The organism is Mycolicibacterium lacusdiani (assembly GCF_021916785.1).
Taxonomy (GTDB): Bacteria; Actinomycetota; Actinomycetes; order Mycobacteriales; family Mycobacteriaceae; genus Mycobacterium; species Mycobacterium lacusdiani.
This window is the reverse complement of the sequence record NZ_JAKCFC010000007.1, coordinates 301,143-314,913: the sequence shown is the minus strand read 5'-3', so window position 1 is coordinate 314,913 and position 13,771 is coordinate 301,143. Positions and strand designations below refer to the sequence as shown.

At 69.3% G+C, this 13,771-nt stretch carries 14 protein-coding genes; 10 read left to right on the top strand and 4 right to left on the bottom strand.

Annotated features, from left to right (window positions below; genetic code table 11):
- Nucleotides 1-346 precede the first annotated feature (346 nt).
- Both LOK44_RS21525 and LOK44_RS21520 read left to right on the top strand, forming a co-directional pair.
- Nucleotides 347-1,534: a metallophosphoesterase gene (locus LOK44_RS21525; protein ID WP_237572107.1), complete on the top strand. Its 1,188-nt coding sequence runs from the start codon at nucleotides 347-349 to the stop codon at nucleotides 1,532-1,534.
- A 45-nt stretch (nucleotides 1,535-1,579) separates the two neighbouring features.
- A complete protein-coding gene (locus LOK44_RS21520; RefSeq protein ID WP_237572106.1) occupies nucleotides 1,580-1,840 on the top strand; it encodes a DUF6480 family protein in 261 nt (86 codons plus the stop codon).
- Nucleotides 1,841-1,849: 9 nt separating this feature from the next.
- On the opposite strand, the gene LOK44_RS21515 is transcribed toward LOK44_RS21520, so the two are convergent.
- Nucleotides 1,850-2,518, bottom strand: coding sequence for a potassium channel family protein (locus LOK44_RS21515; RefSeq protein WP_237572141.1), 669 nt, complete (start codon nucleotides 2,516-2,518; stop codon nucleotides 1,850-1,852).
- A gap of 141 nt (nucleotides 2,519-2,659) precedes the next feature.
- Here LOK44_RS21515 and LOK44_RS21510 point away from each other — a divergent pair, with 141 nt between their 5' ends.
- Nucleotides 2,660-4,156 (top strand): potassium/proton antiporter, encoded by a 1,497-nt coding sequence (locus LOK44_RS21510; RefSeq protein ID WP_237572105.1) that lies wholly within the window; start codon nucleotides 2,660-2,662, stop codon nucleotides 4,154-4,156.
- Between the two features lie 4 nt (nucleotides 4,157-4,160).
- On the opposite strand, the gene LOK44_RS21505 is transcribed toward LOK44_RS21510, so the two are convergent.
- Nucleotides 4,161-5,861 carry a glycoside hydrolase 5 family protein gene (locus tag LOK44_RS21505; protein ID WP_237572104.1) on the bottom strand — a complete coding sequence of 567 codons (1,701 nt, stop codon included), beginning with the start codon at nucleotides 5,859-5,861 and terminating at the stop codon, nucleotides 4,161-4,163.
- Nucleotides 5,862-5,974: 113 nt separating this feature from the next.
- Here LOK44_RS21505 and LOK44_RS21500 point away from each other — a divergent pair, with 113 nt between their 5' ends.
- Genes LOK44_RS21500 through LOK44_RS21490 form a run of 3 tightly spaced genes read left to right on the top strand, consistent with a single transcriptional unit; the run spans nucleotide 5,975 to nucleotide 9,323 of the window.
- Nucleotides 5,975-6,196, top strand: coding sequence for a hypothetical protein (locus LOK44_RS21500; protein WP_237572103.1), 222 nt, complete (start codon nucleotides 5,975-5,977; stop codon nucleotides 6,194-6,196).
- Between the two features lie 38 nt (nucleotides 6,197-6,234).
- Nucleotides 6,235-6,981 carry a beta-phosphoglucomutase family hydrolase gene (locus LOK44_RS21495; RefSeq protein WP_237572102.1) on the top strand — a complete coding sequence of 249 codons (747 nt, stop codon included), beginning with the start codon at nucleotides 6,235-6,237 and terminating at the stop codon, nucleotides 6,979-6,981.
- The gene (locus tag LOK44_RS21490; RefSeq protein WP_237572101.1) at nucleotides 6,978-9,323 is read left to right on the top strand and encodes a glycoside hydrolase family 65 protein; all 2,346 of its coding nucleotides are present in this window, start codon (nucleotides 6,978-6,980) and stop codon (nucleotides 9,321-9,323) included. The genes LOK44_RS21495 and LOK44_RS21490 overlap by 4 nt, the downstream gene beginning before the upstream one ends.
- 3 nt (nucleotides 9,324-9,326) lie before the next feature.
- On the opposite strand, the gene LOK44_RS21485 is transcribed toward LOK44_RS21490, so the two are convergent.
- Nucleotides 9,327-10,355, bottom strand: coding sequence for a CobW family GTP-binding protein (locus tag LOK44_RS21485; RefSeq protein WP_237572100.1), 1,029 nt, complete (start codon nucleotides 10,353-10,355; stop codon nucleotides 9,327-9,329).
- Nucleotides 10,355-10,741 carry a DUF2237 family protein gene (locus tag LOK44_RS21480; protein ID WP_237572099.1) on the bottom strand — a complete coding sequence of 129 codons (387 nt, stop codon included), beginning with the start codon at nucleotides 10,739-10,741 and terminating at the stop codon, nucleotides 10,355-10,357. The genes LOK44_RS21485 and LOK44_RS21480 overlap by 1 nt, the downstream gene beginning before the upstream one ends.
- A gap of 56 nt (nucleotides 10,742-10,797) precedes the next feature.
- Between LOK44_RS21480 and LOK44_RS21475 the strand changes: the two genes are divergently transcribed.
- From LOK44_RS21475 to LOK44_RS21460, 4 genes are read left to right on the top strand one after another with little or no spacing between them, the layout of a single operon-like run.
- A complete protein-coding gene (locus tag LOK44_RS21475) occupies nucleotides 10,798-11,379 on the top strand; it encodes a DUF1697 domain-containing protein (RefSeq protein ID WP_237572098.1) in 582 nt (193 codons plus the stop codon).
- Nucleotides 11,376-12,011: a DUF3159 domain-containing protein gene (locus LOK44_RS21470; protein ID WP_237572097.1), complete on the top strand. Its 636-nt coding sequence runs from the start codon at nucleotides 11,376-11,378 to the stop codon at nucleotides 12,009-12,011. Before LOK44_RS21475 ends, LOK44_RS21470 begins: the two co-directional genes overlap by 4 nt.
- Before the next feature lie 34 nt (nucleotides 12,012-12,045).
- On the top strand, nucleotides 12,046-13,224 hold the full coding sequence (locus tag LOK44_RS21465; protein ID WP_237572140.1) for a zinc-binding dehydrogenase: 1,179 nt from the start codon (nucleotides 12,046-12,048) through the stop codon (nucleotides 13,222-13,224).
- Entirely contained in the window at nucleotides 13,225-13,749 is a 525-nt protein-coding gene (locus LOK44_RS21460; RefSeq protein WP_237572096.1) for a hypothetical protein, read from the top strand. It begins immediately after the preceding gene.
- Nucleotides 13,750-13,771 lie beyond the last annotated feature (22 nt).

Genomic DNA, 13,771 nt, shown 5'->3' with positions numbered 1-13,771 from the left:
CCCACCGCTTTCGCGTCATCTACAACACCATCCGACCACACCAAGCCATCCAGGACCGCACCCCACAACAGGCCTACCTGAACCCCATTAACCTGGAAATCCTGCCAACTCCTTGACTCAAGACAACCCCGGTACGACACGAGTCCGCACCAAAAAGCTGCCTTGACCAGGCTGTGGAAGAAGTCAGCACTGGGGATGACTGCATACGACAACGCCCACTTTGTCGGACCCAGCGTGTAGTGCCCGGCCGATCCAGCCAAGCGCCACACCGTCGCGACTCGTCGCCTGCCAACCCTTCGCCACCAGCGCAACGGCAACGACCCAAACCCCCGGTACGCTCGAGAAAATGCAGGAAACCCCGGCCTCGGAGGTCGAATCCGTCGCGAAGGCCCGCCCGCGTAGGCACTGGCGTCGCCTCGTCGTCGTCTCGGTCATCATGCTGCTGCTGTTCGGGCTCCCGTGGTGGACGCTCGTCGCGGCCGGAACCCATTGGCCCACGGCAGTAGTCGCGCTGGGCACCGTCATCATCGTGGGCGCGATGGTGGCCCTGCCCACGATGATGGTCGTTGGGCACGGCCGTCGGCACCGCGACTGGGCCGCCGTCACGGGTGACGTCCTGCTCGGTGCGGTATGGGTGTTCTTCGTCTGGTCGCTGCTGGGTCAGGTGCTGCGCCTCGCACTGTTCGCGTTCGGCGTCGACGATCCGGCGAGGTCGCGCATCGTCGCGCTGTCGGTGCTCGTCGTCGCCGCCACGCTGCTCGTCTGGGGCTACGCCGAGGCGATGCGCGTGCCGCGGGTCAAGCACGTCGACGTCGACATCGATCGGCTCGGCCGGGGGCTCGACGGCCTAAGAGTCGTGATGATCACCGACACCCACTACGGGCCGATCGACCGATCCCGTTGGTCCGCAAGGACGATCGACCGCGTCAACGAACTCGACGCCGACGTCCTCTGCCACGTCGGCGACATCGCGGATGGCGGCGCGGAGGTCCGCGAGCCGCAGTCCAGGCCGCTGGAGCATGCGCGCGCACGACTGGCCCGCGTCTACGTCACCGGCAACCACGAGTACATCGGCGAAGCCCAGGGCTGGGTCGACTACATGGCCGACATCGGTTGGGACACACTGCACAACCGGCACATCGTGGTCGAACGCGACGGCGACCGCCTCGTGATCGCCGGTGTCGACGACGCCACCGCCAGGGGATCGGGTCAGCCCGGCCACGGTGCGAATCACGAAGCAGCGCTTGCCAATACCGACCCCAACCTGCCGGTGCTGCTGCTCGCGCACCAGCCCAAGCAGATCGGCCAGGCCGTGGCGGCAGGGGTGGACCTGCAGATTTCTGGCCACACCCACGGCGGACAGATCTGGCCGTTCAACTTCCTGGTCCGGCTCGATCAACCCGTCGTGCACGGCCTCAGCCGCCACGGCGAACGGACGCAGCTCTACACCAGCCGCGGCACGGGCTTCTGGGGTCCGCCGTTCCGCGTCTTCGCTCCCAGTGAGATCACGGTGCTCACCCTGCGCAGTACTTGAGCCGAGTCCAGGTGTGGCGGTCGAGCAGCGGGGTACTCGCCCGCCATGACCACCGCTGGACGACCAACCAACCCCGATCCCGAGGACGCGAAGATCCCGGGCCTCGAGCCGGGTGGCGGCGTGGCCCCCGGTGACACTCCGCCGATCGCGGCCACGACGTCGCAATCGGCGAACAAGGACCCGATTCCGAAGGGCAATCGCTTCACCGCGAGCGGCGTCACCGGCATCGCCATCGCCGTCGTCGGGGGCATCGTCTTCCTGGTCATCGCCGTGTTCCTGGTGATGTACCTCGTCGGCAAGTACTGACGGCGATCGCTAGGGCGATTCAGCGCTGTGGATCGCCTCCTGGATGGACCGCTGTACCGAGTGGTCTGAGATGAACAACATCTCGTCGCCGGCCTCGAGCACGTGTTCGGGCTGCGGCAGGATCACCTCGCCCGCGCGGACCACGGTCACCAGGGCCGTGTTGCCCGGTAGTTCGAGGTCGCCCACTCGCTGACCGACCAGCGGATTGGTCGCGGGAAGCGTCATCTTCGCCAGATCCGCCCGGCCCTCGCGCAGGCCCATCAGCCGGATCAGGTGGCCCACGTCGATCGCGCCCTCGATGCCCGCGACCAGAGCGCCCGGCGTGGACACCGCCACGTCGATGCCCCACGCCTGGCTGAACAGCCACTCGTTGCGGACCTCGTTGATCCGCGCCACCACCCGCGGCACCCCGAACTCCGTCTTCGCGAGTAACCCCACCACCAGGTTGGCCTTGTCATCACCGGTCGCCGCGATCAGCACGTCGCACGTCTGTGCGCCTGCCTCCTGCAGGGCCGTGAGTTCGCAGGCGTCGGCGTTGAGCCAGTCCGCACCGGGCACGGTGGAGGGTTCGAACCGCCGTCGCTCACGCTCGATCAGCAGCACCTTGTGGCCGTACTCGAGCAGTTCGCGCGCGACGGAGCGGCCGACGTTGCCCGCGCCGGCGATACCGATTCGCATCTTGCGCTCCGCCACACGCCCATCCTCCCGCATCGCGACCCGGTACGAGTCGGCACTGGCGCGGACGACGACCACGCTCGACGGCCGTCGTGCTGATTTACTGACACCCTCGAACGCGACCACGTCTAGCCGGGATGCCACTTGACCTTGCAGCAGCTGTACCTGGCGCTGTTGATCGGCGGCTTGGTGCTGCTGGCCAGCATCGTCGGAACGCGCGTTGCGACCCGCGTCGGCTTTCCCAGCCTGCTGTTCTTCCTGCTCGTCGGCGTCGCGGTCGGCGAGGACGGCCTCGGGCTGGACTTCGACGACGTCGAACTCGCCCGCAACGTCTGCACGGCTGGTCTTGCGGTGATCCTCGTCGAAGGCGGTCTGACCACCCGCTTCTCCGACATTCGCAAGGTGCTGGCGCCCGCAGGCGCGCTGGCCACCGTAGGCATCCTGACCAGCACGGTCATCACCGCCGTCGGGGCGCACTTCCTGCTGGCCATGGACTGGCAGTTGGCGCTCCTCGTCGGCGCGATCGTCTCGTCGACCGATGCCGCCGCCGTGTTCTCCGTGCTGCGCGTGCTGCCGCTGCCGCGCAGGGTGGCCGGTCTGCTCGAGGCGGAGTCCGGCTTCAACGACGCGCCCGCCGTGATCCTCGTGCTGATGTTCAGCGTCGTGCCGTTCGTGTTCGATCCCGAGGGCCTGATCTCCCACGTGATCTACGAGCTGGTCGCGGGCGCGGCGATCGGCCTGGCGTTCGGCTTCCTGGGCGCCGCCACGCTGCGCCGGATAGCGCTGCCCGCATCGGGCCTGTACCCGATCGCGACGTTCGGCCTCGGGCTGGTCGCCTTCGCCGCCGCGGGGACCGTGCACGCCAGCGGGTTCCTCGCCGCCTACCTGGCCGCCGTCGTACTCGCGAACTCCGGGCTGCCACACCGATCGGCCACCCGATCATTCGCCGAGGGGTTCGGCTGGCTGGCACAGATCGGGCTGTTCGTACTCCTTGGGCTGCTCGTCGACCCGAGTGAACTGGCGCCCGACGTCGTCCCGGCAATCGTCATCGGCCTCGTCCTGCTGCTGGTCGCGCGGCCGCTGTCGGTCGTCGTCTCGCTGGTCGGCTTCCGACTGCCGTGGCGCGAGCAGGCCTTCCTGTCGTGGGCCGGGCTGCGCGGCGCGGTGCCCATCGTGCTCGCCACGTTCCCGATCGTCGCCGGCGTCCCCGACAGCGCCCGGCTGCTCAACATCGTGTTCATCCTGGTAGTGGTCTTCACCCTCGTGCAGGGCCCGAGCCTGCGACCCCTCGCCCGCGCGTTGGGCCTCATCACCCCCGAATCGACCCGGGAGATCCAGGTCGAGGCGGCGCCCCTGGACGTGCTCGACGCAGAACTTCTCACCATGACCGTGCAGCCGGAGTCGCGTCTACACAGCGTGACGATCCTCGAACTACGATTGCCCGACCCAGCCGTCATCACCCTGATCATCCGCGACGGCCACACGTTCGTGCCGCTGCCCGACACCCGCATCGAGGTGGGCGACGAACTGCTGATCGTCACCACCAGCTCGACGCGTCCCGCCGCCGAATCGCGGCTGCGCGCGGTCAGCCGCCGCGGCAAACTGGCGTACTGGTTCGACGAGTACGGCGAATCGGACTGACCGGCTAGGCCGCGCCGTCTCCCGAATCTGAGCCCGAGTCGGAATCCGAGCCGGAAGAGTCTGAAGCGGCGGTGTCCGAAGCCGGAGCCGGATCAGCGCTGGCGGAATCCTCTGTCGCGGCTTCCTGGGCGGTGGTGTCCGCAGCCGGCTCGTCCGGCGTCTCCGAGTCCGCAGTCTCAGTGTCCGCTTTCTCCGAATCCGCAGCCTTCGAGTCCCGCGTCGTCTCCGACCCCCAGGTTGACGTCTCGTGCCGGGACTTCCGCGGTGCCTCCGGCTCGGACTCGTCGCTCGACGCGTCCTCAGCCGAAGCCTCCCGAGGCGCCTGAATCGGTGCGACGGCCGTGGACTCGACCGCCCGTCGGGCGGCGGATGCGGGGGCCGCGGGTGCGGGCGCGGCGGGTGCCGGGACGAATCGCGTGATGGTGGCGACGACGCGGGTGACGACGTCGGCGACGACGCGCACGATCGCCGATACGGCCGCGGTCAAGGCTTCTCGCACCAACGTGGACACCGACGGAACCGGCTCGGCAACCGCGCCGGCAACCTGGTCGCCGAGCACCGCACGGGTCACCATCGCGATCGCCGCGGGGGACCCGCCCACCGCCTGCCGGATGACGTCGACCGCAAGCTTGGCCGTCCAGTCGGAGCGGAAGATGCCGAACGTGTCCTCGGGATCGGTACTGCCCGTGAGCTTGTCGCGCATCGTGTAGACGAAGACCGGTCCGGTGAAGTCGACCGTCCGCCACGTCGAGATCAGATCGGCGATGAACGCGGCCTGAGTCGCCTCGTCCTGCAGGGCGGTGGGCACGCCGTACTCACTGGCCCAGATCTTCTTGCCCGAATCGCCGTAGTCGATCATCAACTGGCGGATGCGCAGGCCCTGGTTCAAGGGGGCGTCGACCCACGGTCCACCCTCGGAGAACTTCAGACCGTGCTGATACGGGTGGTAGGACAGCGCGTCGAAGTAGGGCTTCGCGCCTGCGGCGTACATCCGCTGCACGAACGTGACCGGGTCGATCGAGTAAGCCGTGTCCACGGCTGCCGCGAGGACGCCGCCCACCACGATGGCGTTGCGATCGGCGCCCTTGATCGCGGGGTACGCGGCCCGCAGGAGCGCCGTGTAGCCGACCGGGTCCGGATACGGCTTGTAGAACGACAGCATGTTGGGCTCGTTCCAGATCTCGTAGGCGGAGATCTTGCCGCGATACCGCGTCGCGACGGCCTTCGCGTACTGCGCGAACGCCGTCGCCGAGGCTGGCCTGCCACTCAGTTCCGGGGTGCCGGGCGCGGCCGCCCAGGCCGGCGGCTGACCGAGGATGCCGAGTACGCCGATCCCGCGAGCCGCCGCGGCGTTGATGACGCGGTCGGCCTTGGACCAGTCGTAGCCGCCGAAGCGCGTCGGCTGCACGGCCACCCATGGGACGTCGATCCGCAGGCTGGTCACACCGATCGAGACCATCAGATCCAGTTGCCGGTGGAGATCCGCATCGGACAGGAAGCCCAGCATGGGGTCGGCCAGCCCGACGGTGACGTTGGTCGGCACGATGGCCGCGGTGTGCACCACCGCAGCCGACGCGAGCCGTGGCGGGGCGGCGGGACGGTCCGAGGCCTGCAAACTGGCCCCGGCGCACGCGACTGCAAGACACGCCACGATCGTCAGCGTCTTGAGCAGCCATGACCGCCACGGCGGTGTCGACACGTTCACCAATACCCTCCCGGCAAGCTAAGACCTAAAAATTAACGCCTGAGAAAGATCAATGGAAATGAACGGGGAAATCAGGCACGTGTCAGCGCGTCGCCGCTGGGTATCACACGTCAATGGCAACGACGACGACCGCGGAGCAAATCTCGCCTGCGGAGGTCGCCACCGGTGACGAGATCGCCGACGAACTCGGCGCGCGCTGGATGGTGGTCACCAGCATCCGCTTCGTATCCAACGCCGACGGTGGCGTGTACTGCTTCTTCGGCACGGGTCCCGACGACAGGGCGACGTTCGACGCGCACGAAACAGTCACCCGGCGGACCAGAGCAAACGGCTAGCCCTCTAAAGATCAGCCGAAGTGGGTATAGGCCCTGCCATGCTGGGTCTTCCCGAGGGAGTTCGTGCGTGTCTGTTCGATCTGGACGGCGTGCTCACCGACACCGCCAGCGTGCATCGTCGCGCGTGGAAGACGATGTTCGACGAATTCCTCAGGGCGCGGGCCGCCGACGGCGGCGACCCGTTCCAGGCGTTCGACGTCGGCGCGGACTACGGGACCTACGTCGACGGCAAGAAGCGCGAGGACGGCGTCCGCTCGTTCCTGGCCAGCCGCGGCATCACGCTGCCGGACGGCACGCCTGACGATCCGCCCGACGCCGAGACCGTCTTCGGGCTCGGGAACCGCAAGAACGCCCTCTTCCAGGAAGTCCTGCACGGCGATGGCGTCGAGGTCTTCGAGGGATCGCGCACCTACGTGAAGGCGGCGCACGCGGCCGGCCTGGCGATCGCCGTCGTATCGTCGAGCGCCAACACCGCCGAGGTGCTGCGGATCACCGACCTGGCGCAGTACGTCGGACAGCGCGTCGACGCGATCACGATGCGGGCCGAGGGCATCCCCGGAAAACCGGCGCCCGACTCGTTCCTGCGGGGCGCGGAGCTGCTCGGCGTGCCTGCGGGCGAAGCCGCCGTCTTCGAGGACGCGATCGCCGGGGTTCAGGCCGGCCGGGCCGGACACTTCGGGATCGTGATCGGCGTCGACCGCGTGGGTCAGGCGGAGGCGTTGCGCGACAACGGTGCCGACGTCGTCGTCACAGACCTCGCCGACCTGATGGACGCCACCGCGTGACCCGCCACGACGCATACCCCGTCGAACCCTGGCACGTCCGCGAGACCGCGCTGGACCTCGACCACATCGACGAATCGGAGTCGATCTTCGCGCTGTCCAACGGTCACGTCGGACTGCGCGGCAACCTCGACGAGGGTGAGCCGCACGGACTTCCTGGCACCTACCTGAACTCGTTCTACGAGACCCGTCCGCTGCCGTACGCCGAGGCGGGCTTCGGCTACCCCGAGGACGGTCAGTCGCTGATCGACGTCACCAACGGCAAGATCCTGCGGCTGATCGTCGACGACGAGCCGTTCGACGTGCGGTACGGACAGCTGAGCGAGCACGAACGGGTGCTCGACCTCCGCGCGGGCACGCTGACCCGCAAGGCCTGCTGGCGCTCGCCCGCCGGCAAGGAAATACTGATCACGTCGACGCGTCTGGTGTCGCTCACCCTGCGCAGCATCGCCGCCATCGAGTACACCGTCGAAGCGGTCGATGAATTCACCCGCGTCACAGTGCAATCCGAGCTGGTCGCCAACGAGGACCAGCCGGAGGCGTCCGACGACCCCCGCGTGTCCGCCGTACTGCGCAAGCCGCTCGAGTCGGTCGGGTTCGAGATCGCCGAGCGCGGTGCGGTTCTCCTGCACCGCACCAAGTCCAGCGGACTCACCATGGCTGCCGCGATGGACCACCTCGTCGAGGTGCCGGGCCGGGTGGAGGTCGACACCGATGCGGGGGAGGACTGGGCGCGGACCACCGTCATCTGCGGCCTGCGTCCCGGACAGAAGCTGCGGATCGTCAAGTTCCTGGCATACGGGTGGTCGAGCCTGCGGTCGCGGCCCGCACTTCGCGACCAGGTGGCAGGCGGCATCGCTGGTGCCCGGTACACGGGCTGGCAGGGACTGCTCGACGCGCAACGCAAGTACCTCGACGAGTTCTGGGACGGCGCCGACGTCGAGTTGGAGGGCGACCCCGAATCGCAGCAGGCCCTGCGCTTCGGCATCTTTCACGTGTTGCAGGCCAGTGCCCGCGCCGAGCGCCGCGCCATCCCCGGCAAGGGATTGACCGGCACCGGTTACGACGGGCACGCCTTCTGGGACACCGAGGGATACGTGCTCCCGCTGCTCACCTACACCGCGCCGGAGGCCGCGGCGGATGCGCTGAGGTGGCGGGCCTCCACGCTCGACCTCGCCCGCGAGCGCGCCGCCGAGCTGGACCTCGACGGCGCGAGCTTCCCGTGGCGGACCATTCGCGGGCAGGAGTGCTCGGCGTACTGGCCGGCAGGCACCGCGGGCTGGCACGTCAACGCCGACATCGCGATGGCGTTCGACCGCTACCGCCTGGTGACCGGTGACGAATCGCTCGAAGCCGAGTGCGGTCTCGACGTGCTGATCGACACCGCCCGGCTGTGGATGTCGCTGGGCCACCGCGACCGTCACGGGATCTGGCACCTGGCCGGGGTCACGGGGCCCGACGAGTACACCGCAGTCGTCCGCGACAACGTCTTCACCAATCTCATGGCAGCGCACAACCTGCGCATCGCCGCCGAGGCGTGCCTGCGCCATCCCGTGCAGGCGAGTGACCGCGGCGTGACCACCGAGGAGACCGTCGCGTGGCGGGATGCCGCTGCGGCCGTCCACATCCCGTTCGACGAAGACCTGGGCGTGCACGAGCAGTGCGAGGGCTTCACGACGCTGCGGGAGTGGAAGTTCGAAGAGAACACCGAGTATCCGCTGCTGCTGCACGAACCCTACGTCCGGCTGTACCCCGCGCAGGTGATCAAGCAGGCCGACCTGGTCCTCGCGATGCACTGGCAGGGACACGCATTCACGCCGGAGCAGAAGGCGCACAACGTCGACTACTACGAACGCCGGACCACCCGCGACTCGTCGCTGTCGGCGTGCACGCAGGCCGTGATGTGCGCCGAGGTCGGGCATCTCGAACTCGCACACGACTACGCCTACGAGGCCGCGTTGATCGATCTGCGCGACCTGCACCACAACACCCGCGACGGGCTGCACATGGCCTCGCTCGCAGGCGCGTGGACGGCGTGGGTCGCGGGCTTCGGCGGACTGCGCGACGACGAGGGCGTGCTGGCGTTCGCGCCCCAACTGCCATCTGCGGTGACGCGTCTGCGATTCCGTCTGCGCTGGCGCAACTTCCGGCTGATCATCGACGTCACCTCCGACGAGGTGACCTACACGTTGCGGGATGGCCCGGACGGTGAGCTGACGATCCGCCACGACGGCGAGGACCTCGAGCTGACCACGCACGCGCCGACGACCGTCGCGCTGGAGAAGCGCAAGCCGCTGCTCGCGCCGCCCCAGCAGCCACCGGGCCGGGAGCCGCTGCATCGCTAGACTTCAGATACTGAGCTGCCGGTAGCGCTGCAGCCGCCGCACGCCGACGGCGGAGTGTTCGTCGGACGCCGCCAGTGCCAGCTCCAGCCTGCGCCGCACGTCGTCGACGTCGAGGTGCGTCCCGATCGCCACCAGGTTGTTGCCGCGCGAGCGCGGCGGTGCGGTCATCACGTGGATCGACGTTCCGACCACGTTGACGACGTAGTGCCGCACGCGGGCGCGATACCGCACCGCGACCGTGCCCTTGAGCCGGTACACCCCGGCCGGTGGATGCTCGAGCAGGTCCACGAGGGCGCCGGGGTCGACGGAGCCGTCCCCGATCACCGTCACCGAGTCGGCGTGGACGTGTTCGGGTTCGCCTGCGTGGGCGTGGGCGCGCTCGCCGTCGATCAGCAGTTCGCGGAATGAGAGCTGGCCGGAGCCGTCGGTGTCGCCGCCGATGTCGTAGAGCAGCGCGGGGTCGACGCGCCCGGCGACTGCTCCCACGACGTGGACGTCCGGATTGCGTTCCCGCACACGGCCTTCGATGCGCGCGAGCGCCGCATCGCGGGACTCCTCCGGCAGCTGGTCGAGCTTGTTGACCACGACGAGCGACGCGGCGCCGTACCTGGCAGGTGGCGCGTCGACCTTGTCGACGGTGTCGAAGTGGGTGGCAGCGTCGATGACGTCGACCACCCCGCCCGGGCGGACGTGCTCGACACCGCTGAACCGGATGATCCGCGAGATCGCGATGGGGTCGGCCAGGCCGCTCGCCTCCACGATGATGGCGTCGAGACCCAGCTTGGGTTCGGCGAGCTTCGCCAGCGCCTCGTCGAGCCCACCCTCGTCGGGCAGGCAGCAGATGCAGCCGCCGGTGATCGAAGCGGGCTCGTCGACCTGCCCCGTCACCAGGCCGGCATCGACGTTGAGTTCCCCGAAGTCGTTGATCACCACGCCGATTCGTGCTCCCGGCGCCCGCAGCACGTGGTTGAGCAACGTCGTCTTGCCCGCGCCCAGGTAACCGGTCAGTGCAATCACGGGGATTGCCTGCACTACAAGCCCGCCGCGTCGTCGGGCACGTCGACCGCGTGCTGACGGAGCACCTCAAGCGGGACCACCTCGAGGGTCCGCTCGTGGGTGGAGGCCAGCACCACCGGACACGCGTGACCGTCGAGCTGGGCGCGCAACCAGTTCACCGCGGTCACGCACCAACGGTCGCCCGGCACGAGGCCGGGAAACGAGTACTGCGGCATCGGCGTGGCGAGGTCGTTGCCGATCGAGCGCTGGTGGGACAGGAACTCCGTCGTCACCACCCCGCAGATGGTGTGCAGGCCGACGTCCTGCGGCCCGGTGCTGCAGCACCCGTCGCGGTAGAAGCCGGTCATCGGCTCCGTGCCGCAGGGTTCCAGAGGGCCACCCAGCACGTTGCGATCCGCCATGTCACTCAGTATCACGGCACGTGTCGCGTACCGGTGCCTCAGGTAGCGTCCGGTTGGTGGGGCCGAAGCGATACGCGGCGCTGTTGCGCGGCATCAACGTGGGCGGACGCAACAAGCTCTCGATGTCAGAGCTGCGAACGGCGTTCACCGACGACGGCTTCGAGCGGGTCGGCACCTACATTCAGTCCGGCAACGTCGTGTTCGAGACGACCGCGCCACAGCGGACGCTCGAGCATCGCATCGAACGCCTTCTCGACGACCGCCTCCAGACCCCACCCGTCGTCGTGGTGCGATCCCACCGCCAGCTCCGCACGGTCGTCGAGCAGGCTCCGCCCGAGTTCCTGGCCCAGGCGGACACCCACCTGCGGGACTGCGTCTTCCTCAAGCAACCGCTGACCGCGGAGCAGACCATGGAGATCGTGCGGCTGCGCGACGGCGTCGACCACGCCTGGCCGGGACCCGACGTCGTGTACTTCTCCCGGCTGGAGGCGCAGCGCACGAAGACGTTGATGAACAAGATCCTCGCGGCCCGCGAGTACCGGCTGATGACCATCCGGAACTGGGCCACCACCACCAAGGTCCTGGCCCTGCTCGACGGGATGGGCGGACCCGTCCCGCCGGTACGCTCGGCTGGGTGAGCGAAGGACGGGCGCCGGTCGACGCGCTGCTGGCCCGCGGCGGCGGGATCCGCGGGCTGCTCTACACCGCGCTGCCGGTCACGACGTTCGCCGCCACCAACACCGCACTGGGACTGCCGCACGCGATCGCCGCGGCGCTCGGCGTGGCGGGGCTGGTGTTCGCCTGGCAGCTGTTCCGCAAGGAGACGCTGCGGCCCGCGCTGTTCGGCTTCGTCGGCGTGGTGGTGTGCGGGGCGTTCGCCCTCCTCACCGGCCGGGCGAAGGACTTCTACCTGCCGGGCATCTGGATGTACCTCGCGCTGGCCATCCTGTTCACCGCGTCGGTCGTCATCCGCAGACCGCTCGTCGGCGTCGGGTGGGCGTGGCTCACCGGTCGCGACGACTCGTGGCGGCGGCTGCCCCGGGTGCGGACCGCCTTCGACATCGCGACGGTGGTCATGGCCGTCGTCTCGTGGACGCGCTTCTCGGTGCAGTACTACCTCTACGACACCGACCAGGCGGGGCTGCTCGCCGTCGCGCGCATCGCCATGGGGTGGCCCGTGTTCCTGGTGACCTCGACGCTGATCTACTTCGCGATCCGCACCGCGGTGCGGGCGCTGCCGCGTACGGAGCCCCGAGCCGCCCAGACCTGAACCGCGCGGACGTCGCTGCATGGATACTGACGACGTGAAGGCCGTCAGCTGTGTGCACGGGGAACTGTCCGTCGTCGACGTCGCGGCACCCCGCCCGGCGCCAGGCCAACTACTGCTCGACGTGCGCCGGTGCGGCATCTGCGGCTCCGACCTGCACGCCAAGGACCACGCCGACGAACTGACCGACGTCATGAGCGCCGTCCGGTACGAGGACTTCATGCGTGGGGACACGCCGGTGGTGATGGGCCACGAGTTCTGCGGCGAGGTGGCCGAGCGCGGACGCGGCGCGGCCAAGGAGTTCGCACCGGGGAAGTTGGTCGTCTCCTTCCCCTTGGTGCGTGCCGCCGGCGGCGTCCACCTCACCGGGCTGTCGCCGAAGGCGCCCGGCGCCTACGCCGAACAGGTGCTCGCCGAGGCCGCCATGTCGTTCGTCGTGCCCAACGGGCTGTCGCCGGACGTCGCGGCCCTCACCGAGCCAATGGCCGTGGCCCTGCACGCAGTGCGGCGCAGCGACATCGGCAAGCGCGACGTGGCCGTCGTGATCGGTTGCGGTCCGGTCGGCCTCGCCGTGATCGCCCACCTCGCGGCGATGGGCGTCGGCACGATCGTCGCCAGCGACTTCTCGGCAGGCCGCCGGGCGCTGGCCGCGAGATGTGGCGCGCACGTCGTCGTCGACCCGGCGTCGGAGTCGCCCTACGCCGCGCTCGACGGCAAGCGCGGCGTGCTGACGTCGGCGCCCGCGCTCTACGAACTGGGCGTGGGGTCGATGGAGAAGCTGCGCAAGGTGCCGGGCTGGTCGCACCTGTACCGCGTGGCGGACAGGTTCGGCGCGGCCGGGCCGAGCCGCCCGGTGATCTTCGAATGCGTCGGCGTACCAGGCATGCTCGACGGCGTCATCGCCGCCGCGCCGCTCGCCTCGCTCGTCGTGGTGGTGGGCGTCTGCATGGGCGCCGACCAGCTGCGGCCCGCGATGGCCAGTGGCAAGGAGATCGACATGCGGTTCGTCTTCGGCTACACGCCGCTCGAGTTCCGCGACACGCTGCACATGCTCGCCGACGGCAAGGTCGACGCGACCCCGCTGGTCACCGGAACGGTCGGTCTGGCCGGGGTGGCCGCCGCCTTCGACGCGCTCGGCGACCCGGAGACGCACGCCAAGATCCTGATCGACCCGCGCGACCAGACGGGTGACGTCACGCCGATCGGCATCGGCTAGATGCGACGGCTCCTTCACCCGGGGCTGTTACTGACGGCACTGGCGGTCGCGCTGACGCTGAGCGGGTGCGGTGGCCCGAACGACGCGGAGTCATCGGAGCCGTCGTCGGAGTCCGGGACCGCCAGCGCCGAGGCGACGCCGGGCCGCGATAACGGCGTCGACAAGTACCCGCTGGGCGAAGGCCCCCACACCGTCGAGAGCGACCCGGGCTGGGTGTTCTTCAGGGTCAGCGCGGGACAGGGCTGCGGGATCGGGCCGATCGGCCGCATCGTCGGCTGCGACATCGTGCCCCGCGACGCGCCGCCCGGCACCAACCAGACCGCGATCGAGGGCAACCAGCCTGCGTCCTACGTCCGCGCCGCGTCGCCCAGCTTCACCCGCGACGTGGCGGTTCTCCCCGAGGGACACCGCCTCACCAACGGTGCGACGCGGTGCGCGGTGAAGGCAGGCCCCACCGTGCACTGCGAGACGGCGAACGACGCGCACGGCTTCCTGATCTCGCCTGCGACCGGAACCCTCTGGTAAATCCGCTCGATACAGTGGGCGC